Genomic DNA, 20,504 nt, shown 5'->3' with positions numbered 1-20,504 from the left:
CACTTTGCGCTGGTCACCATAAGTTTAGACAGTTGACATTGCGCTTTACGATGTGGCTACCTCATCGTAACTTCGGCAGATGCCTAGGAGGGGGAGCCCTCCTTTTTTTCGTCTTTTGATCAGCGTATTCGTGGCGATAGCAAAGGTGACGCTGTTTCAGTGAGCATCAAACTTTGATACATCAAGACACCTAACAGAATAAAAATTAACCCTGTACACAAATAAAGGAGCGCGCGCCAGTAAGGCGAAAAAGAGATCCCCTGAGTTTTGGTCAGCCGCATTGCGTGATGACGCATAAAATAGACAAACAAAGCAATAAGGCTGATGGTGAATGCGGTTCCCATTGCCATGGCTAGTGCAGCGAAGATCCCCCACGTATACACCCCAATCACATAAGAAAAAAGCAATACCAATAATGCACCGGAGCAAGGTCGCAGCCCCATAGATAGAACCAAAATGGCTTGGGTGCGTAAAGAGGCTTGTAACTGCTGACTTGAGACAACATGTTGGTGACCACACTGGCAAAGAGGAGCCATTTTAGGCGGTGTCTTGATAGCGGATATTGAGGTTGAATTTAACGGCAAAAGGCGCTGGATATGTAAGACTGATGCTGTCCGTTTATTTCTGGCTTTTAGCCATTGATGAAATGCTTTGTAGCAACATAAGGCACCCAGCAAAACAACGAAACCATAACTGAGTTTTTCGCTGTATAAGCTAACCATATTCAAGTGGCGAGTAGAGAGCTGGAAAACCACTAATACAGCTGAAACTAACACAATCGCCACGGCACCTTGTAATAAAGAAGCGAGTAGACTAAGGATAACACTTTGTTTTAAACGTGTTGGGTGGGTGGCGATATAGGTGCTAATGATCAGCTTACCATGACCTGGGCCTAGTGCATGAAGGAGCCCATATAAAAAGCTGACAGCGACTAGCAAGCTACCTGCTTGTAATGGGTCGCGCTGAGTCGATTGCAGTAGTTCCGAGAGTAAAAGATTGAGCTGGCGCTGCCAAGCAACACTGGTTTGTAACCAAACTGACCAATTTTGGTAGAGATAAGCGGCGGCGCAGAGAGCGATGAAAACTACGCCAACGATGATTAAGTTTAGGTGCTTGGGTTTATTACGTTGAATTATTGGCATGCAATCTTCACCTTTTGAGCAAATTGCAGCCCTAATGTGGTGTCATCTTCAGGTGTTTGATTGATATCGAGCGAGTAGGCATAAAAGCGTAACTCATCAGTGACATTAGGCTCGTTGAGCGTCATTTTACATTGGGAGTCTAGCGTGTTAGATAGAATAACCGCCTGTTGATTGGGATAGGTCATGCTGACAAAAAATGTCGGGTCATAAGTCATAAACTCGATATCCAATCCTTTTATCGGCACGGGTTGTTTTAATCGCGCAGTAAATGAAAAAATAAGCTGTAGCCCTTCACGTTGTAAGCGGTAATGGCTTGGTATCGCTTGAAAAGCTATTTTTTTACCTTGTGAATAAAAGTCGGTGAAATAGTCCTGGGCAAGAATATTTGCCATTAATGTTGCCGCTTGCGTTTTCCATTGAATGTCATCTTCTTGGCTATTTTTTAACTCATAAGCAATATCCGCAGAGGTCATTGGATCCATCTTCCACGTGAATGTCAGGCCGATAACTTGCTGTTGCTTGATTTCGGGTATGACCTGCATATCGATAAAGCTATGGGGGTGAGCAAAACTCTTGAAAGAAAAGACTAAACACAAACTGAGGAATAACACATTGAATTTCATAAGCGGTACATTTCAACGAGTAAGTCAAATAGGCGAAAAATGTTATAACATAACTTAATTTCAATGTGAAATAAATTTATGGTGCAACTTACTATCGAGAGGGCATTGTAATATTCAATATAAAACCTTTTAACATTCAGGGTTTTTTATTCACAAAATAACAGCGATAATAGTCATAATGGCTAGTGTGGACACTATGTGGACACTGGTACATTTTATTAAATTAATCTCAATGAGTTATAAGGGTTTAAAGAACACCATGCCAGTGTTACATAATCAAATTTCAAATAAAATTCTTAAAGAGCGTATGTTGGCGGAGACTGAGCCACGTACCACAATTTCGTTTTATAAATATTTCAACATCCACGACCCAGTAGAATTTCGCAACGAGTGGTATGTGAAGTTCAAAGCACTTAATGTGTTTGGCCGTGTGTATATCGCTAAAGAGGGTATCAACGCTCAAATCAGCGTGCCTTCATCAAATGTCGAAGCGTTGCGCGAACTGATTTATAGCACTAGCCCTGAACTGAATAATTTACGTCTTAACATCGCTATTGATGATGATGGTAAATCTTTCTGGGTCTTACGCATGAAAGTCCGTGATCGTGTGGTTGCGGATGGGATTACTGACGATTCATTTGATGCCTCAAAGACAGGGCAATATCTTAAAGCACATGAAGTGAATGAGATGATTGATGACCCGAATACCGTATTTGTAGATATGCGTAACCACTATGAATACGAGGTTGGTCATTTTGAAAACGCGATTGAAGTGCCTTCTGATACTTTCAGAGATCAGCTGCCAATGGCTGTAGATATGCTACAGGAACAAAAAGATAAAAATATAGTCATGTATTGTACAGGTGGGATCCGCTGCGAAAAAGCGAGTGCTTACATGCTGCATAATGGCTTTAAGAACGTATACCACGTTGAAGGCGGTATTATTGAATATGCGCGTAAAGCCAAAGAGCAAGGTTTACCGTTACGTTTTAAAGGGAAAAACTTTGTGTTTGATAACCGCATGGGGGAGCGCATTACTGATGAAGTATTGGCTCACTGCCATCAATGTGGTGAACCTTGTGACACGCATACGAACTGCCGTAATGATGGCTGTCATTTATTATTTATTCAGTGCCCTTCATGCGCAGAAAAATATGAAGGCTGCTGTAGTGTTGCCTGTACTGAGGAGATGAAACTGCCAGAAGAAGTGCAACGTGCACGTCGAGCAGGGCGTGAAGTCAGCAATAAAATATTTAATAAATCACGTCATCGCTTAAGTGATGGCCTATTAAATAACGATAATTAGTCACTCATAAAAAAGCCCGATTAAGGGCTTTTTTTAATAGAGATATTTAAAAATATTATAAATAAAAAATAGCTCAATACGATTTTTAACATAGACTTTGGTGACAATATGTCTTTTTTGTGAATAAACGGTGCTATTACTGATCCCCAGTTTTTTTGAAATAATATGATTCGGTGTTTCATTCATCCAACTATTAATAATGCATTGTTCTTTTAGTGTAAATATTGATGAGTTTGAATTATTAGTTAGCCTTATTGTTTTTTCTATTTGTTCCGCATCATTGATCACTTTATCTAACGTAGGGATAATGATTTTCTTAGACATAATAAAATAATTATCTTTAAGTAATAGTGGCTTATCAGATATTGGATAAGGGGCATTAATGTAGATATAGAATCTAATCTCATTTGATGTGCTTAATAGCTTTTTTAAAGTTAAACAGTAATTGGAATGGTGACAATAATAAGTTAAATTCACGAGTATGATATTGGGTTTACTATTGTTAATACAATGAATAGCTTCATCAATACATCCTACACTAATAAACTCAAGTTTTTTATTTGAAGATAAGTATTCAGTAATACCAATTCGAGTATAATAACATTCATCAATAATGAGTATTCTCATAAGGAACATCCTTGTTCGAAAGAGGATTACAATAAATTGGAATGGATATTAAAGTCAATAAACTAGTGATAAAAAATAATTAATTTAGTTTGTTTTTGCAATTAATATAAAAATAACTATTATTATTTTTATATTATGAATATTAATTATTAGAAGTATAAAAATTTAGAACCTATCCCAATAGGATTTTATTCCAGACAATGATGGCACAGGCAAGATGCAGCATTGCCTCATAATTCTCGACCTTCTTCTCCCAACGAGTCAGGACACGACGGTAGCGATTCATCCAACTGTGTGTTCTCTCTACAACCCAGCGGTGGGCCTTAAAATCCGTGTTTTTGATGGCTTCTGATTCATCCTTCCGTGACTGGATATGAGGTTCATAGCGACGACTTTTCAGATACGCTCCCAACCATTCCGCTTCATACCCTTTGTCCATGCACAACCGGAGCCTCTTGCCCGGTCTGCCCGTCTGGAGGGCATCGAGCGTATCCGCAACCAGCTTTATGTCGTGCGTATTTGCTCCAGCGACAACCAGTGCAAGCGGAAGCCCGTTCCCGTCAGTCATCAGACTGCGCTTTACGCCCCGTTTCCCTCGGTCTGTTGGGTTCTTGCCTGTTTTTTTGAGCCTGCCAGCGGTGATTTGGTCATACAACCATCCATCGACAGCCACGACCAGTCAATAGCGTCCAACTGTTCGCAAGCAAGCAACCCGTTTTGCCAGAAGCGTTCAAATACGCCAGCATCCCGCCACTCCTGAAATCGGCGATGAGCAGAGCTTGACGAGCATATACCGGTGGCATTTAGCGCATTCCACTGGCAACCCGTCCTGAGTACGAAGAAAATGGCGTTCATTGCAGCGCGATTATCAACCCGCTTGCGGTGCGTACCCAGCGGGTGTTGAGTTCTATGCTCCGGGATGAGAGGAGCCATTTTCTCCCAGAGTTCATCACTGATTTGCCACTTATTACCTACCATACGTTGCCCTCATAAATTATCATTATGTATTATCTGACAATTCCTTTTGGGATAGGTTCTTAATATACTAAAAAGATATGAATTATTGATGGTGTTAATGGATATTTGGTTATTACCAAATATCCATTATTTTCACTAGTGCGTTTTAAAGTCAGGCTCTACATAATCACCGGACTCTATTTTATCAATACCGGCTTGTAGAATATCAATAAGTTGTCTGGCTACATCGGTTGTTAACCACATTGTTTTATCAACAATGGCGTTCTCACTGTTTTCACTTTTTTCTGGGAGATAATGCAAACGCAACATCATTGCATCATAGGCATCAACAGTACTGATGTCCCAGCCAACAACAGGGTGAGTCTGAATCACTTCATTTTTTCTATTCATAAACACCTCCTAATCATACTGCGTGATAAATATATATCGATAACTGACTAAGAGCGAAAAACTCATAACGAGTATCAATCAGTATAAGGGGATTTTGCCAATTGAAAAGAAAAATACGCTTTTTTTTGCATCCAAATGACAGATTATGCAAAAAAGTGACAAAAAAGGGAAAAGGACTAACGGGAAGTGATGAGCTTCCCGTCGATATGACTAGTCAACAACGCGTACAGACCAGCGAGCATCCTCACCTGCAAGGAAAGGGATCAGTGCATCATGGCCGCACTCAATGGATGAGGTGGTTATATTTTCTTCTTTAGTTAACTGAATAAAGCCATCATTAACAGGTAAATTATAGAACTTAGGGCCATTTAATGAGCAGAAGGCTTCAAAATGAGCAAGTGCGCCGAGTTCTTCAAAAACTGTTGCATAAGCTGCAAGTGCTGTTGGAGCATTAAAAACCCCAGCGCAGCCACAGGAGGACTCTTTACGATGTTGAACATGAGGTGCTGTATCCGTTCCTAAGAAGAAACGATCACTGCCTGAAGCAACGGCTGCACGCAATGCTTCTTGGTGAACATTGCGTTTTAGAATAGGCAGGCAGTACAAATGTGGGCGCACACCGCCAACTAACATGTGATTGCGATTAAACATTAAATGTTGTGGTGTTAATGTAGCTGCTAGATAGTCATCGCCCCCTAGTACATATTGGGCAGCTTCTTTAGTGGTGATGTGCTCAAAAACCACCTTTAATTTAGGGAATGTTTTTCTAAGAGGTTCCATGACTTGCTCAATAAAACGAGCTTCGCGATCAAAGATATCAATCTGACTGGATGTGACTTCTCCATGGATCAATAATGGCATTCCTGCTTGCTCCATTGCCTCAAGTACAGAGTAGATATTTTTTATATCAGAGACTCCGTGGCTTGAATTGGTTGTTGCATTGGCAGGGTACAGTTTACAAGCAGTAAATATCCCTTCATGAAAGCCGCGTATTAGTTCATCAGCATTCGTGGTGTCAGTTAAATAACACGTCATTAATGGCGTAAAGCGATCACCTTCAGGAACTGCTTGAATAATACGTTCACGATATGCTTTAGCCATCTCTATTGTCGTGACAGGGGGAACGAGATTTGGCATGACAATGGCGCGACCGAAGAATTGACTGGTATAAGGCACAACAGTTTTTAGCATATCACCATCGCGAAAATGAACATGCCAATCATCTGGGCGGCGGATCGTTAAAGTTGTTGCAGTTGTCATGAAACCGGCTCCGTAAAGGGTAAATAGAGTAATGAGCGAAATGCTCAAGCCGGAGCAGAATGATAAAACGAAAACGATAAAATAGCTATGTTAATTCACAATTATCTTGAAAAAGAATGGTTTTATGATAGGACAGAAAAAATGTGAATTTAAGATAAGGTTGGGTGAATTAAGATGAATTAAATAAGAAGAGATTGGCTCCTCCAGCTGGACTCGAACCAGCGACATACGGATTAACAGTCCGCCGTTCTACCGACTGAACTATGGAGGAACGCCTTAAAGCGAGAGGAATATTAGCGTTACTGATTCTAAAAGTCAAAGAAGAAACAGCAATAAAAGTTCGATTGCTTGTTATGTGATCGAATTGCTGTAACTTTCATCGAATAAGGGATCTGACAGGTGCTAAAAATAAACTGATCGCTATAATTGTGGTATTTGCGATGAATGGTCATTGCTATTTTTGTGGCTTGGTTTGCATATTTTAGTATGGATAACTGATTTAATAATAGTAGGCACGTTATCTTAACGTACGATAAAACTAAAAATGGAATAGAACAAGGAGGAGCATGTGCCAAAGGATACTACGGTCATTGAGGTACAGTTTGACCGATATGATATTCAACAAATTTGTGGTGATGACATTATAAGGATCATAGCATCAAATAAGGTTTTATATTGTTATAGCTCTCAATTTCCCCAAATACTTCCCAAATTAGACAGTATCAAAAAAATGAAAAATTAAAGGTTTGTGTTAGTCAACTCGATAGTGGTGATTATTGGTTATATTGGTTAATCGCTGAAAATGGATGTGAATTGACGACTGATTACGAGCGAGGAGAGGGAGATTTTGCATTTCTCTTTAATTTTTTTGTGCTAATTATCATGGCGATCCTGATAATGATTATAAAAGCAGATATATTCCTATCAGGAATAGCATTTATTCTGATGGCAATTGTTTACATAGGTTTGATTTATGGGGTAAAAGGATTGTGGATAATGTTATGTTCTCCTTTTAATTCGGCGATTCTAAATTTACAAAAAGAAAAGGGACAAAGTGAAACTGGAATATTCAATAAAAAAGCCTATTTCTATATGTTTTTTCTGTTAAGAAAGATAATTAATAAATTGAGTTTCACTGAACATTATTATATAGAAAGTAATCCTGATATAAATATTAATCGTATAAAAAAATTAGGTTTGCATGTTAGTCATTTTGAAGTTGAGGAAAAGGAAACTATTAATAAGAATGTACATATAAGTAACTATGTTGCTGATAAAAGGGTAGAAATTGATGCATCCAATAATTACCATTATATTCACAGTAAGGGCAATATTTACTATTGTGGTACTCATGAACGAAGAAAGGAAAATAGTATCTTTATGAGGAGCCAAGCGCCATTTATTGTTGCAAAAGGGGATGATGTTGAGATTATCCATGATGAGAAAAAAGCGGTGATTGGTCTCATTAATAATACGAGTCAATCAGCTTACCTATTTACTTCAATATATTTTTTTTCTTCAAAAGATATAGCGTAATGTTTTCATTAAAATTCGCCATTCTCTTTGGTTTCACTATGACATTCTCACTAATGCCTTTTTCTTTTTCCCTTGCTCCTGAACTTAGAGCTAATCTACATATTCTGTTGTTATTCTTAGGGCTCAACTTGGTACTTTTTGTGCTCTATTTTTTACTAAGAATGGTTTATGTGAAATATGCTAACAATGACCGTTATGAAATCACTCAGCAATATTTACAAAATCGAGTGTTAGAAATGAATAAAAAGCACTTGACCATTATTGATTTCTTAGATCTCTCATAACGTTTTAGGCAAACCATAGAGAAGGGAAATAAAGAGTTATTAGCTAACGAACGCGATTTATTCAAATAATGTTAGAATAAGTCTGCATAACGAAAAAGCCCGCTAAAAAGCGGGCTTTCAAAATTTGGCTCCTCCAGCTGGACTTGAACCAGCGACATACGGATTAACAGTCCGCCGTTCTACCGACTGAACTATGGAGGAATTGCTGTGTTCCTGAGAACGAGGCGCATATTACCCATCCTGTTCATGCTTGTAAAGTATAAATATGAAAAAAAATGCCAAGTGATTGCTAAGTGAGCAATGCGGTGGTTATGTCGGCGAAAAACATTACCTGTAGATATCATACCTAAGAACGATAGTCATAAAGCAAAACTATATTTAACGTTAATGATACAATAAATTAACAATATGGTGATGTGATGAAAAAAACACTGCTAGCAATTGCATTAAGTTCCGTGATGTCGGGTGTGGCATTGGGGGAAGTCGATGATAGGCCTAATGTTCTGATCATCATTGCCGACGATATGGGGTATTCGGACATTAGCCCTTTTGGAGGGGAAATCCCAACACCAAATTTGCAAAAAATGGCTGAGCAAGGTGTCAGGATGAGCCAGTATTACACTTCGCCGATGTCTGCTCCTGCACGCTCAATGTTAATGACTGGAGCCACAAACCAACAAGCGGGAATGGGAGGGATGTGGTGGTATGAAAATACGGTCGGCAAGCCAGGTTATGAATTACGCTTAACGGATAGAGTGGTAACCATGGCTGAACGCTTCCAAGATGCGGGTTATAACACGTTGATGTCAGGCAAATGGCATTTAGGTTATACCAAAGGTGCGAGGCCAACAGACCGAGGTTTTAATCAAGCATTTGCTTTTATGGGAGGAGGAACCAGTCATTTTGATGATGCTAAACCGCTTGGAACGGTTGAAAGTTTCCATACGTATTATACGTTAAATGGCGAGAAAGTTTCGTTGCCGAGCGATTTTTATTCAAGTAAAAACTATGCGCAGCAATTGGAACAGTGGATTAAACAGACTCCGAGTGATCAACCAATATTTGCTTACCTCGCTTTCACCGCACCTCATGATCCTATCCAAGCGCCTGATGACTGGATCCGTAAATTTGACGGAAAATATGACGAAGGATTTGGCAAAATTTATCGGCAAAGAATAAATCGCTTGAAAGAATTAGGGATTATTAACGATAAAACACCGATGCCGAAATTAAATTTGGATAAGGAATGGGAACAATTAACCCCTGAAGAAAAGCGCTATGCAGCTAAAACGATGCAAGTATATGCTGCAATGATTGCCTATATGGACGATCAGATTGGTGGCGTTATTAATACGCTAAAAGAGACGGGGAGAGATAAAAATACGATTATTATTTTTGCGACAGATAATGGTGCAAACCCTGCATCCGGTTTTTATTATGAGTCAGACCCTGAATATTGGAAACAGTTTGATAATAGCTATGAAAATCTTGGGCGTAAGAATTCGTTTGTCTCTGTGGGGCCTCAATGGGCGAATGTCAGTAATGCACCTTATGCCAATTACCATAAAACGACCAGTGCTCAAGGGGGGATCAATACCGATTTAATTATCACTGGGCCGGGTATTGGTAAGGCGGGGAGTATAGATAAAACACCGATGGCGGTTTACGATATTGCCCCAACGCTATATGAATTTGCTGGTATTGATGCTAATAAGCAGATCAAAAATATCCATCCATTACCGATGTTAGGTACGAGCTTTAAATCCCATTTCCTTGGCAAATCGACTGTTAATCCACGGCAGCTATTTGGTGTCGAATTACATAATCAAGCGGCGTTAGTCGAAGGCGATTGGAAATTAAGGCGTTTAGTGAAAGCCTCTCCAAAAGCAGAAATGGCTCCTTGGCAACTTTTCAATTTAAAAGAAGATCCACTTGAAACCCGTGATTTAGCGGCAAAACACCCTGAAATTGTGCAAAAGCTGCAAAAGAAATACGAACAATTTGCCAAGACCGGCATGATTATTGAAGCGAAAGGAGAGGCTATCGATTACATCGGTGTCGATGAGTCTACAGGGAACTATATCGGCATAGATCCGAAGACAAATAAGCGTATTGAGCCTGCAAAGGTGAAATGATGGGAGGTTAATATGAAAATTTCTTTTTATGACCCTCCCAGATTGCAGGGGAAATCATTAAAATCAGCAATTCCTTTTCATATTTTATTAAAGCCTGTTGGTTCGGGATGTAATTTAAAGTGTGATTATTGTTATTACCCCCAGCATAATGAGCAGAAAGCGGCGCCAATGCTCAAAGCCATGTTGGAACCATTTATTAAAAATTATATAGCTGCCCAGCCGGCTTACACCAAAGAGATCAATTTTGTCTGGCAAGGTGGAGAGCCGTTATTAGCGGGGTTAGATTTTTATAAGCGCGCGATTGCGTTACAGCAAAAATATGCGCCTCACGGAGTGCGTATTATTAACACGTTGCAAACGAATGCGACGTTATTAACGCCTTCTTGGTGCCGTTTTTTGAAACAACATGATTTTGTTATTGGCGTGAGCCTTGATGGCCCCGAATCTATCCATGATCAATACCGTCATGATAGAAGGGGAAATAGTGGCAGCTATGCCTCCGTAATAAAAGGGATCGCACTACTGCAACAGTTTGACATTGAATTCAATATATTAACGGTGGTACACGATGGTGTCGCTCATTTAGGCAAAGAGATTTACCTTCATTTTGTACAACTCGGTATTCGCTATATTCAATTTCAACCCCTTATGCTGGAGGGGGATGCTATCCATCAAGGATTCACGCTCAGTGCGAATAATTGGGGGCTATTTTTAAGCTCAGTGTATCAACAGTGGCAAGCGTCAGGGCATATCGGGCGTGTTTTTGTGATGAACATTGAACAGGTATATAGCCAATACTTTACTCAGGTGAGCAGTACTTGTGTTCATTCAGAACGCTGTGGCACGAATATGATGATGGAAACTCAAGGCGAGATTTACGCTTGCGATCATCAAGCAAATCAAAGTCACTATCTTGGTCAATTTAATGGGCAGCAAGGATTTAGTGATTTTGTCGAGGCATCTATCTCGTTGCCTTTTGGGCAAAATAAGAGTCGACGCAAAGAGTGCCAACAATGCTCGGTTAAAATGGTTTGCCAAGGCGGTTGCCCGGCTCATTTGAATCAATTTGGACGTAACCAATTGTGCGAAGGCTACTTTGCCTTTTTTAGTTTGGTGCTAGCGCCGATAAGGCAATATCAGCGAAATGCGCAGGGGGTTCAGCATTGGCGTAATGCATTCTTAAAAAATGCGGTTGCTTAAATAGCAAAAGCCCGCTATAAAGCGGGCTTTCAAAATTTGGCTCCTCCAGCTGGACTTGAACCAGCGACATACGGATTAACAGTCCGCCGTTCTACCGACTGAACTATGGAGGAATTGTTGTGTTCCTGAGAACGAGGCGAATATTAACGGTATCGCCTCAGACTGTCAACGATAAAAACACAAAAATAATCTGTTTGATTACTGACTGTGCATTATGGTTGATTTTCATACTAGCTTATTGATATTGCGCTTTATTCTGAGTCATTAAAGGGGCCTTTGCCTGTGATGGGATCTCAGGATAGGCAATATGATAAATATCATAAAATGAAAACATCCCTTTAAGTTCTAGCAAACGGGTTATTTCTTGCTTAATTGCATGATTGACTTCATTTGAATCAAGTATCTTTTGAATTGATGCATCAGAAACTTGCTCGGTAACAAACCACTCGCCATTATAACAAACACGCAGGTCGAGCACGCCAATATCTTCAAAACGGTAAACAGGTTTAATATCAAATAATAAGACAGCCGCTAAAATAACAAATAGTGCGGTAAAACCTAGCATCCAATACAGACCAAAATAAGGGGCATATAAAACCAAAATTGCTAATGGAATATAGGCCGCGACCATACCGATACACAGGTAAGGATGATTTGCGATGAATTGACTGTTGAAGTAAGGTTTGCCATCGCGTTTTTCTTTTTTATTGATGGTGTCTAAATCTTCAATAAGTATTTTTTTGATGATATCCATAATGTGATAGCTCTCTGTAAAGGCATCTATACCTTGAAGAGTATCATGCGTAAGTTGAATTGTTATATATCAGTTGTAAAAAATTTTGAGTGTAATTGTCACTGTATAAGAATAATCTCACTGACAAATGGGATATTTGTTCAATAAATCTTTTAATCTATCAACAAAATGCGAAAAAATTTGTTCGGTTAACCGCGTGAAAAGTGACGTAACTTAAAAAACAGCATTTTTTTAGGGGTAATCTATATAAAATAGTTGCTATTATCCTTAACTCATGAGTTAATGAGTCTCGGCCTGTTTAGCAGTCCTATTTGATGTACGATTACTGAGTTTGTGTTCTAAAGAAGAAAGTTATCCCAGATAGCCTTTGACCGTGACGCTTCATCTTGGTTTTTTCCTGATTAAATAGTTGACTCTGGCCCATATATGCCGAAAAGGCAAGTTTTTTTGATGTTATATAGGAAAAGTCAAATGTCCGACAAAATGAAAGGTCAAGTTAAGTGGTTCAACGAGTCTAAAGGCTTCGGTTTCATCACTCCTGCTGATGGTAGCAAAGACGTTTTCGTTCACTTCTCTGCCATTCAGGGCGCTGGTTTCAAAACTCTGGCAGAAGGCCAGCAAGTTGAATTCACCATTGAAAATGGTGCGAAAGGCCCAGCAGCTGCTAACGTAACTGCAATCTAAGCTTAATTGCTTAACTGATTTTCTAAAGCCCGTCATTTTTAATGACGGGCTTTTTCATACCCGCTAAACTAGGCTTCAGAGGATTTTTTTTACTGGAGACCGCCATCAATGAAAATTCATGATCGTGTTTATGTTAAAACAGACGGACAGAGTCGTCGTGAAGGGAAGATATTGTTAATTGAGCCTTTTAATGAAGGTACAATGTATTTAGTTTCCTTGCCAGAGTACCCGGGCGGTATTTGGTTTTTTAACGAAAAAGAGGGTGGTGAAGGCGTATTTGTCAGCCCTATTGAAAGTTAAATTTGTTAAATATTTTTTTAAAGCTTTACTTCATAAATGACGCAATCTATACTTCTTGCAAATTTTCTTAGGAGATAATTACTTGGACAGTCAGAGTTGTAACACAAACACTAAATTTATTGGCAAGTAATTAATTACCTTTCTATTTAACTGCTTGCCACCATGGCGGGCAGTATCGAGCGTAAATGCACGCGATACTCCTTAATATAAAGTGATGAGCTATCAATAGCTTATTGTTATTTTGTGAGTAAAAATCATGAAGCTCTATTTCTATTCATTATTTCCTCCGGGTATATGCCTATAACGTCTGAATAATTATTTTTATTATTCATTTTAAGGCTATATGGAATTTATTTTCCATATTTTCATCTACCCAAAATAATTTGAGATGCAGTGGAGCAGCAAGAGAATACATTGCCAGAGGTATAGCTAATGATGCCTCTGCGGTGAATAAATATTGTTAAAAACACTGCGGCTTGAAATATGACTGATATATCCAAATTATTTTTGGAGGAACAATCATGTTATTTACTCCTGATATTTTCAATTTAGTTTCTGCAATGTGCCTAGGAGCATTAATCGGCGCTGAGCGTCAATGGCGTCAACGTATGGCAGGGCTACGCACTAATGCCTTAGTTGCAACTGGGGCGGCTGTATTTATTTTAAGCTCAGTGACAACTTCACCTGATAGCCCCGGACGAATTGCGGCACAAGTCGTGTCAGGGATCGGTTTTCTTGGCGCTGGTGTCATTATGCGTGAAGGAATGAATATCCGTGGTTTGAATACGGCGGCAACCCTTTGGTGCTCAGCGGGGATTGGTGTGTTATGTGGACTTGGCCAATATTCTTTAGCGACCATGGCAACCATGCTTATCTTGTGCGCCAATATCTTACTGCGAGAGGCAGCACAACGTATTAACAAACAGCCACAGCAGCAGGCGATTGATATAGCGCAGCGCTATAAGATCCGCGTGATGTGCCATCAAGAAGACGAAATCTTAGTGAGAACTTTAATTTTACAGGCCATCAATGGGTTAAATATTCGTCTACAGTCATTAAGCAGTGCCGATACATTGAAACCTGAACAGTTAGAGGTGCTCGCGGAGTTTTTAGCGACGCCAGCGGAACAGAAAGAAATTGAAGCGCTAGTGTGTCGGATCAGTCTTGAACAGAGTGTTAGCGCAATCAATTGGAAAGTCGCATCAGAGCTGCCAGCCTGAATGCCAGATCATCATTAACAAAAGGAGCCGCAATGGACGATCACCCTCCGTCATGGAGCCAATACAGGAGCTATCTAACTATGAATAAATAATTTATTTTCAGTTAGATAGCGTTTTAAGCCGCACGCAAAGTGCCTAGTAGAGATAAACGTTATGACTGAAATCAGGCATCAACACAGAACTGGCAAAAATGCCAAAGTGACTGGACGCCAAAAATTTATTGTTGGCGAACAAGCAAACAAAACAGTAGAGCAAGTGCTGAATGCGTATCAAACTCATTTACTTGGTTTATCCGAGAATGAAGCACTCGACCGATTAGTCTCTGTGGGGGAAAATGAAGTCGCTCATGAAAAGGCCCCTCCAGCATGGAAACAGCTACTCTCTTCATTTAAGAACCCCTTTATTTTTGTTTTAATGACGTTGGCTGTAGTGAGTTTTTTCACCGATTACCTGATCCCAGAGCGACACGGTGAAGAGACTGATTTAACGGGCGTGATTATTATTGTCACGATGGTTTTGCTAAGCGGATTATTGCGATTTTGGCAGGAGTATCGAACTAATAAGGCCGCGGAGGCGTTAAAGTCACTTGTTCGTACGACAGCAACCGTATTTCGTCGTGATAACCAAACAGGGCGCTCAGTCCGTAAAGAAATTCCAATAAAGTGTTTAGTGCCGGGAGATATTGTACTGTTATCGGCAGGGGATATGGTTCCAGCAGATCTCAAACTCGTTGAGTCTCGCGACCTCTTTATCAGTCAGGCCATATTAACAGGGGAATCAATTCCTGTAGAGAAATATGACACTTTGGGGGATGTTAGTGCTAAAAGTCTTGAAACGGTTTCACCAACGGAAAATGAATTATTGGAGATTTCCAATATTTGTTTAATGGGAACCAATGTTACCAGTGGGGCAGCAAGAGGTATTGTGGTTGCCACAGGGGCAAAAACTTACCTTGGCTCATTAGCAAAATCAATCGTAGGAACCCGTGCACAAACTGCATTTGATCGTGGAGTCAGTAGTGTGAGTTGGTTACTTATTCGCTTTATGTTGGTGATGGTTCCGATTGTTTTGTTGATTAACGGTTTTACAAAAGGCGATTGGTTTGAAGCGACACTATTCTCTCTTGCTGTTGCAGTCGGCCTCACACCTGAAATGCTGCCTATGATTGTTAGCTCTAATTTAGCCAAAGGGGCGATCGCCATGTCTAAACACAAGGTGATTGTTAAAAGGCTTAATGCGATTCAAAATTTTGGGGCAATGGATGTCCTTTGTACAGATAAAACAGGCACGTTAACGCAAGATAAGATCATATTAGAGCATTATTTAGATAGTGCAGGGCAGAAAGATAACCAAATCCTTCAGCTCGCGTGGTTAAATAGTTTTAATCAAAGCGGCACGAAAAATATGATGGATCAGGCAATTATTCGCCGAGGAAGAGGGAAACAGGAGATTGAACAGTTACGTGCTTATCAAAAAATTGATGAGTTACCGTTTGATTTTATTCGTCGTAAACTTTCTGTCACGGTAAAAACAGCGGAAGGTGAGGCTCTGTTGATATGCAAAGGTGCGGCGGAAGAGATGCTAGCGGTATGCACAAGCTATCAGCAAAATGGTCAATCGCTCTTATTAGATTCACAAGCTAGGAAGCAAATCAGTGAGTTAGTGAGTGACTATAATCGTCAAGGTTTTCGCGTTTTATTACTTGCAACTCGTCACTTAAATGAAGGTGAGGCTTGTTTACCTCTTTCAGCCCAAGCTGAGCAGCAGCTTGAATTACGTGGTATTTTGACATTCCTCGACCCTGCAAAAGAAAGTGCAATTTCAGCAATTGCCGCATTGCGAGACAATGGGGTAACCGTAAAAGTATTAACAGGTGACAATGCCATCATTACGGAAAAAATTTGCCGTGACGTTGGGATAAGTATTAGTGAAATTATGACTGGCCTTGAAGTCGAGGCAATGACCGATGAGGCGTTAAAACAAAAAGTAGAGCAGGTATCGGTATTCTGTAAATTAACACCTTTACAAAAATCCAAAATTTTAAAATTACTACAGGCGAATGGCCATACAGTAGGTTTTTTAGGTGATGGCATTAACGATGCGCCCGCACTTCGTGATGCGGATGTCGGAATTTCTGTTGATACAGGCAGCGATATTGCGAAAGAATCCGCTGATATTATTCTGCTAGAAAAGGATTTAATGGTTCTTGAGCAGGGCGTAATTAAAGGAAGGGAAACGTTCGGCAATATCATTAAATATTTGAATATGACTGCGAGTTCCAATTTTGGAAATGTCTTCTCGGTATTGATTGCAAGTGCATTTATTCCTTTTTTGCCGATGCTAGCCATCCACCTGTTAGTGCAAAATTTATTGTATGATATTTCCCAGTTGGCTTTACCTTGGGACAAAATGGATAAAGAGTTTTTAAAACGTCCCCGTAAATGGGATGCAAAAAACATTGGCCGTTTTATGGTTTGGATTGGGCCAACATCATCCATATTTGATATCACTACATTTGCACTGATGTGGTATGTATTTCAGGCCAATACGGTTGCTCATGAAGCATTATTCCAATCAGGCTGGTTTGTCGAGGGATTATTATCACAAACATTAGTCGTTCATATGTTACGGACTCAAAAGATCCCATTTATCCAAAGTACAGCAGCATTACCTGTATTATTAACCACAGGGTTTATTATGGTACTAGGGTTATATATTCCATTCTCACCATTTGGTGAAATGATTGGATTACAGCCATTACCAATTGAATATTTCCCTTGGCTGGTGTTAACTCTAGTCAGTTATTGTATTGTCGCTCAGTTAATGAAACAGTTTTATATTAAACGGTTTGGTAATTGGCTGTAATATAAGGGGCATAATAAAGCAGTAAAGTGATATAAGATTACTTTACTGCTTTTTATTTATCAAACAAAAATTAATGGTTGTTGCTTGGACTTCTCGATAACAATATTATTGATGAGGGTTGCCGTATCTTCTCTGATCTTGCTTAATGAGATATTCGGGTAATAGTGTGAGAAAATATAATCACTAATTGTGTTTAAACATAGTTCTTTAATTTGGCCTCTCACTAGGCTATTTCCGTCCGAGAACTCTTTTGCGAGAGTGTGTAGCTTGCTTTCTAGCTCTTTGACAGAGATAACGGCTCCCTTAATTGAGGGTTGAGCTAGCGTATCAAAGTCGACACCAAGGTATATGCCATGAGACTGCTCTATCTGTGAAAATATTTTGGCTTTATCCGCTTTAGTAATAATATTTTCTTTTTTATCGTTAGCTTGGTTTTTTGTTAAAATTTGACTGTTTATTTTATCTATTTCTTTGTTAATAATTGAGCAAACATAGGTTTTTTGTTCTTGCAAGATAAATTCATCAACAATCTTTTCATAGATCTTCGATTTTTCTTTTTGATTAAAAAACGGAAGCTTCCCTCGTGTCAAACTCGATAGGGTATCTTGGAAAGATGCTGAGATGGAATGATTCACGCTATCATGAATATGATTAATATCAAATTCTAATGTTTTCTTTAATTCAAAAGGGGTGTTTTTAATATAGTTTATTTTAGGTGCTATTTGAGGGGTAACTTTTAATTCATTATTATCGGACTCTACAGTGACAATAAACTTATCTTTACTGTTAATTTTTCTTAAAAAGGTATCACTTTCGTAGGCTTTAGTGGGTGTGGATGTTAGATAAAATTTCATATTTTCCCCTTTTGAATAATCTCTATTTAAAAGAACCTTAAATCTAATCATTACGTGGTTATTTAGATTACGATTAAAATGAATCTTAATAGGTTAGTTTCGTATTATCTAAAATAGCGTCTAATAGCCACACAATGACTGTTTTTTCCGTATAATTTATAGTAGGTAAATAGAGATGAAATTACTTTCAAAAAACAATAATACGTTTCGTGGATGTCATCGATTGGAAGATATGAAGAGATTCGCTATGAGTGATGGAGCCAAGGATTAATGGCTCCATGTTTTCAAAGATATCTGATTATTGCAGACCTAATACAGATTTCATTTGTTTCAGTGCATCAATACCTTGTTGGCAAGCTTTATCTTGCTGATCTTTAGGTAATGCTGCAATTTGCTTTTTACCTTCTTCCAGCTGGCCTTTCATTGAGTCCAGTTGAGTTTTTGCTTGTGGATCTTCAGAAGCTTTAGCGATTAAACCATCCACTTCAGCAAAATATGCGTTACAAGTCTCAGTTGCACCTGCAACTACTTCTGCTTTTTTCTCTTCTTCAGAGCAAGCAGTGATAGTCAATGCCATTAAACCCATACCGCAAGCTAAAATTAACTTTTTCATAATCAACCTTAAAATTATTTGTTATTGAAGTAGCAAAATCGAGTATATAAGAGATTGCTGCAATATCAAACGTGACAAATCCTAAAAAATAACTCGACAAATCGTTTATAAGTTAATCAAAAATAAATATTTTTATCGTTATAAATTTACTATTTGGTTTTTTAGTCTAAACAATACGAGTTATTCATTAAATAAGGCTTGGAATAAGAACAATGAAAATGTGTTATTGAAAGTACGATATGTGTACCTGCTCCACTTGTTGGATATTGAGAGCCGTTAGAACAGTTGCCGCGAGTCGCTTGTTTTTCATTCAGATAATGCAAAGTGCCATTTCATCACTTACCAAGAAAGTTATCCACAGATTGAAGGGGGTTTTACCCACAGAAAATGTGGATGGCGTGACATTTTCTATGATGCTTTTTTCATCGTTCGATGAACTCACTATCCTTTTCTATGAGTAAGTACGTAGAGGAATATACTTGCTGTATATCATTAAGTTACTGGTTTTCTGGAAGAACATTAAGTAAGTTCTATAAACCTAATAGACTTTTTTGCTATAAACTATAACTATTTTGCATATAATCAGAAAATAAATTCATATGTGTAATTGTCATATAAATGTAAAAAATAATTTACATCTTAGTGTTTATAGTAGCTTATGGACTATTTAAAAAATAAACAACTACGGCATAAATAGTTAAATTTTAGTTATGCTAAGTGATTTGCGTCACACTTTTGCTATTTTAGCGTCAATTTATCTATAGAACTGATTTTTAAATTAAATTTCCATTGAATGCACTGGTGAATATCAGTAAAGTTTCTGTCCTAGTGGTTGGTATGGTGAGCGTCTTATAAAATTTCATCGTGCTTTGATTTTATGCAAAGACAATAAAAGACTGGTTTAATAGGTTGACGCTAAATCAAATTCGTACCAAACTCTAGTCTTCGCAGAAATTCGCCAAAGAGCGATAGACGCGATAGAATGCATTTCACAGAGGGAAGTAGTGCATACGGTGTTTTTTTAGTATGAATGCTTACCTTAAGTGAAAGTAAATAGCTTGATATAGGTATATCTGTATCACTATGCAACATAGCGGATAATAATAATGCTATGGGCATAATCAGAATGTAACGTGACATGTCACGCTACAATTTTAATTTTAGACTTACACACAGGGCTTTATCATCATGTCTGCTTCTATTGTTAAGAAACGGCCTCTGAGTCGTTATATTAAAGACTTTAAACACAGCCAAACACATTGTGCACATTGTCATAAAACATTGGATCGTATCTCTCTCGTTTTTAACGATAGTATCTTGAATAAAGAAGCTATTGCTGAGATGACTGAGTTGGTCGATGAAAATACTTGGCTTGAGTTACAGGATAAATTTACTGCACTTTGTCGTTTCTGCAGCGAAATTTATTGCAATAGTAATACTGACTTCTTTGATATTATGTCATTTAAGCAGTATTTGTTTTTACAGACTGAAATGAGCCATAGTACCGTTCGTGAATATGTTGTTCGTTTGCGCCGCCTAGATGAACTACTCTCATCATCAAACTTCTCAATGAAAGAGTTCACTACAAGCAAAATCCAAGAGCAATTAAGCGATAAAATGACTGAATCGGCTTTCAGTAATTATAATATTGCGCTCCGTAAATATGAGCAATATTTATACTGGGAATCAGAGAAAAATTAATCAATAGCATCAGAGCAAGTCAAGTGCTTGCT

General features: G+C 38.7%; 18 protein-coding genes, 3 tRNA genes and 1 pseudogene. 10 read left to right on the top strand and 12 right to left on the bottom strand.

The genetic code is table 11. From position 1 onward, the window contains the following. Window positions 1–119: 119 nt before the first annotated feature. Window positions 120–1,142 (bottom strand): nickel/cobalt transporter, encoded by a 1,023-nt coding sequence (locus M1E93_RS12890; protein ID WP_104873377.1) that lies wholly within the window; start codon window positions 1,140–1,142, stop codon window positions 120–122. Beyond that, window positions 1,133–1,765, bottom strand: a complete 633-nt coding sequence (locus tag M1E93_RS12885; protein WP_040132990.1) for a DUF1007 family protein — start codon at window positions 1,763–1,765, stop codon at window positions 1,133–1,135. The genes M1E93_RS12890 and M1E93_RS12885 overlap by 10 nt, the downstream gene beginning before the upstream one ends. Window positions 1,766–2,024: 259 nt before the next feature. Here M1E93_RS12885 and M1E93_RS12880 point away from each other — a divergent pair, with 259 nt between their 5' ends. After that, window positions 2,025–3,071 carry a rhodanese-related sulfurtransferase gene (locus tag M1E93_RS12880; RefSeq protein ID WP_014658015.1) on the top strand — a complete coding sequence of 349 codons (1,047 nt, stop codon included), beginning with the start codon at window positions 2,025–2,027 and terminating at the stop codon, window positions 3,069–3,071. 33 nt (window positions 3,072–3,104) lie between these two features. On the opposite strand, the gene M1E93_RS12875 is transcribed toward M1E93_RS12880, so the two are convergent. From M1E93_RS12875 to M1E93_RS12855, 5 genes and pseudogenes are all read right to left on the bottom strand, one after another. After that, window positions 3,105–3,698 carry a LuxR C-terminal-related transcriptional regulator gene (locus M1E93_RS12875; protein ID WP_014658016.1) on the bottom strand — a complete coding sequence of 198 codons (594 nt, stop codon included), beginning with the start codon at window positions 3,696–3,698 and terminating at the stop codon, window positions 3,105–3,107. Between the two features lie 172 nt (window positions 3,699–3,870). After that, window positions 3,871–4,631: pseudogene (locus tag M1E93_RS12870) on the bottom strand (IS5 family transposase). Window positions 4,632–4,811: 180 nt separating this feature from the next. Next, window positions 4,812–5,066, bottom strand: a complete 255-nt coding sequence (gene bssS / locus M1E93_RS12865; RefSeq protein WP_004918503.1) for a biofilm formation regulator BssS — start codon at window positions 5,064–5,066, stop codon at window positions 4,812–4,814. A gap of 210 nt (window positions 5,067–5,276) precedes the next feature. Beyond that, on the bottom strand, window positions 5,277–6,326 hold the full coding sequence (gene pyrC, locus M1E93_RS12860; RefSeq protein WP_104873378.1) for a dihydroorotase: 1,050 nt from the start codon (window positions 6,324–6,326) through the stop codon (window positions 5,277–5,279). 195 nt (window positions 6,327–6,521) lie between these two features. Then, window positions 6,522–6,597 (bottom strand) — tRNA-Asn (locus tag M1E93_RS12855). A 542-nt stretch (window positions 6,598–7,139) separates the two neighbouring features. Between M1E93_RS12855 and M1E93_RS12850 the strand changes: the two genes are divergently transcribed. Together M1E93_RS12850 and M1E93_RS12845 are read left to right on the top strand one after the other, a co-directional pair. Continuing rightward, window positions 7,140–7,862: a hypothetical protein gene (locus M1E93_RS12850; RefSeq protein WP_104873379.1), complete on the top strand. Its 723-nt coding sequence runs from the start codon at window positions 7,140–7,142 to the stop codon at window positions 7,860–7,862. A 38-nt stretch (window positions 7,863–7,900) separates the two neighbouring features. After that, window positions 7,901–8,146: a hypothetical protein gene (locus tag M1E93_RS12845; RefSeq protein ID WP_231405861.1), complete on the top strand. Its 246-nt coding sequence runs from the start codon at window positions 7,901–7,903 to the stop codon at window positions 8,144–8,146. 125 nt (window positions 8,147–8,271) lie between these two features. Here M1E93_RS12845 and M1E93_RS12840 read toward each other — a convergent pair. Then, window positions 8,272–8,347 (bottom strand) — tRNA-Asn (locus M1E93_RS12840). A gap of 218 nt (window positions 8,348–8,565) precedes the next feature. Here M1E93_RS12840 and M1E93_RS12835 point away from each other — a divergent pair. Both M1E93_RS12835 and M1E93_RS12830 read left to right on the top strand, forming a co-directional pair. Continuing rightward, window positions 8,566–10,281, top strand: coding sequence for an arylsulfatase (locus M1E93_RS12835; RefSeq protein ID WP_004918507.1), 1,716 nt, complete (start codon window positions 8,566–8,568; stop codon window positions 10,279–10,281). 12 nt (window positions 10,282–10,293) lie between these two features. Next, window positions 10,294–11,481 carry an anaerobic sulfatase maturase gene (locus tag M1E93_RS12830; protein ID WP_004918509.1) on the top strand — a complete coding sequence of 396 codons (1,188 nt, stop codon included), beginning with the start codon at window positions 10,294–10,296 and terminating at the stop codon, window positions 11,479–11,481. A gap of 37 nt (window positions 11,482–11,518) precedes the next feature. Here the strand turns inward: M1E93_RS12830 and M1E93_RS12825 are convergent. Beyond that, window positions 11,519–11,594 (bottom strand) — tRNA-Asn (locus tag M1E93_RS12825). Between the two features lie 122 nt (window positions 11,595–11,716). Continuing rightward, window positions 11,717–12,235, bottom strand: a complete 519-nt coding sequence (locus M1E93_RS12820) for a YlaC family protein (RefSeq protein ID WP_426206983.1) — start codon at window positions 12,233–12,235, stop codon at window positions 11,717–11,719. A gap of 471 nt (window positions 12,236–12,706) precedes the next feature. On the opposite strand from M1E93_RS12820, the gene cspE reads away from it, so the two are divergent. From cspE to mgtA, 4 genes are all read left to right on the top strand, one after another. Further along, window positions 12,707–12,919, top strand: coding sequence for a transcription antiterminator/RNA stability regulator CspE (gene cspE / locus M1E93_RS12815; protein ID WP_008911725.1), 213 nt, complete (start codon window positions 12,707–12,709; stop codon window positions 12,917–12,919). 108 nt (window positions 12,920–13,027) lie between these two features. Next, the gene (gene dsrB / locus M1E93_RS12810) at window positions 13,028–13,219 is read left to right on the top strand and encodes a protein DsrB (RefSeq protein WP_004918512.1); all 192 of its coding nucleotides are present in this window, start codon (window positions 13,028–13,030) and stop codon (window positions 13,217–13,219) included. Between the two features lie 521 nt (window positions 13,220–13,740). Further along, the gene (locus M1E93_RS12805) at window positions 13,741–14,439 is read left to right on the top strand and encodes an MgtC family protein (protein ID WP_004918513.1); all 699 of its coding nucleotides are present in this window, start codon (window positions 13,741–13,743) and stop codon (window positions 14,437–14,439) included. A 153-nt stretch (window positions 14,440–14,592) separates the two neighbouring features. Beyond that, window positions 14,593–17,304, top strand: coding sequence for a magnesium-translocating P-type ATPase (mgtA, locus tag M1E93_RS12800; RefSeq protein WP_104873380.1), 2,712 nt, complete (start codon window positions 14,593–14,595; stop codon window positions 17,302–17,304). Between the two features lie 59 nt (window positions 17,305–17,363). Here the strand turns inward: mgtA and M1E93_RS12795 are convergent, their stop codons facing one another. After that, the gene (locus M1E93_RS12795; RefSeq protein WP_225829582.1) at window positions 17,364–18,158 is read right to left on the bottom strand and encodes a hypothetical protein; all 795 of its coding nucleotides are present in this window, start codon (window positions 18,156–18,158) and stop codon (window positions 17,364–17,366) included. A 298-nt stretch (window positions 18,159–18,456) separates the two neighbouring features. Then, entirely contained in the window at window positions 18,457–18,771 is a 315-nt protein-coding gene (locus M1E93_RS12790) for a DUF5339 domain-containing protein (RefSeq protein WP_004918520.1), read from the bottom strand. Window positions 18,772–19,959: 1,188 nt separating this feature from the next. Between M1E93_RS12790 and fliZ the strand changes: the two genes are divergently transcribed. Further along, entirely contained in the window at window positions 19,960–20,472 is a 513-nt protein-coding gene (gene fliZ, locus M1E93_RS12785) for a flagella biosynthesis regulatory protein FliZ (protein WP_004918523.1), read from the top strand. Window positions 20,473–20,504 lie beyond the last annotated feature (32 nt).

The sequence above is a fragment of the Providencia sp. PROV272 genome (genome assembly GCF_049901975.1).
In the GTDB taxonomy this organism is placed as follows: Bacteria; Pseudomonadota; Gammaproteobacteria; order Enterobacterales; family Enterobacteriaceae; genus Providencia; species Providencia stuartii.
This window is presented reverse-complemented; position numbering and strand designations above follow the sequence as displayed.

Excerpts from the sequence above, each read along its gene's own strand:
- M1E93_RS12805 (WP_004918513.1), top strand. The coding sequence starts at position 13,741 with ATGTTATTTACTCCTGATATTTTCAATTTAGTTTCTGCAATGTGCCTA.
- M1E93_RS12830 (WP_004918509.1), top strand. The coding sequence starts at position 10,294 with ATGAAAATTTCTTTTTATGACCCTCCCAGATTGCAGGGGAAATCATTA.
- M1E93_RS12820 (WP_426206983.1), bottom strand. The coding sequence starts at position 12,235 with ATGGATATCATCAAAAAAATACTTATTGAAGATTTAGACACCATCAAT.
- fliZ (WP_004918523.1), top strand. The coding sequence starts at position 19,960 with ATGTCTGCTTCTATTGTTAAGAAACGGCCTCTGAGTCGTTATATTAAA.
- M1E93_RS12890 (WP_104873377.1), bottom strand. The coding sequence starts at position 1,142 with ATGCCAATAATTCAACGTAATAAACCCAAGCACCTAAACTTAATCATC.
- cspE (WP_008911725.1), top strand. The coding sequence starts at position 12,707 with ATGTCCGACAAAATGAAAGGTCAAGTTAAGTGGTTCAACGAGTCTAAA.
- M1E93_RS12790 (WP_004918520.1), bottom strand. The coding sequence starts at position 18,771 with ATGAAAAAGTTAATTTTAGCTTGCGGTATGGGTTTAATGGCATTGACT.
- pyrC (WP_104873378.1), bottom strand. The coding sequence starts at position 6,326 with ATGACAACTGCAACAACTTTAACGATCCGCCGCCCAGATGATTGGCAT.
- M1E93_RS12875 (WP_014658016.1), bottom strand. The coding sequence starts at position 3,698 with ATGAGAATACTCATTATTGATGAATGTTATTATACTCGAATTGGTATT.
- M1E93_RS12880 (WP_014658015.1), top strand. The coding sequence starts at position 2,025 with ATGCCAGTGTTACATAATCAAATTTCAAATAAAATTCTTAAAGAGCGT.
- mgtA (WP_104873380.1), top strand. The coding sequence starts at position 14,593 with ATGACTGAAATCAGGCATCAACACAGAACTGGCAAAAATGCCAAAGTG.
- M1E93_RS12885 (WP_040132990.1), bottom strand. The coding sequence starts at position 1,765 with ATGAAATTCAATGTGTTATTCCTCAGTTTGTGTTTAGTCTTTTCTTTC.
- M1E93_RS12795 (WP_225829582.1), bottom strand. The coding sequence starts at position 18,158 with ATGAAATTTTATCTAACATCCACACCCACTAAAGCCTACGAAAGTGAT.
- bssS (WP_004918503.1), bottom strand. The coding sequence starts at position 5,066 with ATGAATAGAAAAAATGAAGTGATTCAGACTCACCCTGTTGTTGGCTGG.
- M1E93_RS12845 (WP_231405861.1), top strand. The coding sequence starts at position 7,901 with ATGACATTCTCACTAATGCCTTTTTCTTTTTCCCTTGCTCCTGAACTT.
- dsrB (WP_004918512.1), top strand. The coding sequence starts at position 13,028 with ATGAAAATTCATGATCGTGTTTATGTTAAAACAGACGGACAGAGTCGT.
- M1E93_RS12835 (WP_004918507.1), top strand. The coding sequence starts at position 8,566 with ATGAAAAAAACACTGCTAGCAATTGCATTAAGTTCCGTGATGTCGGGT.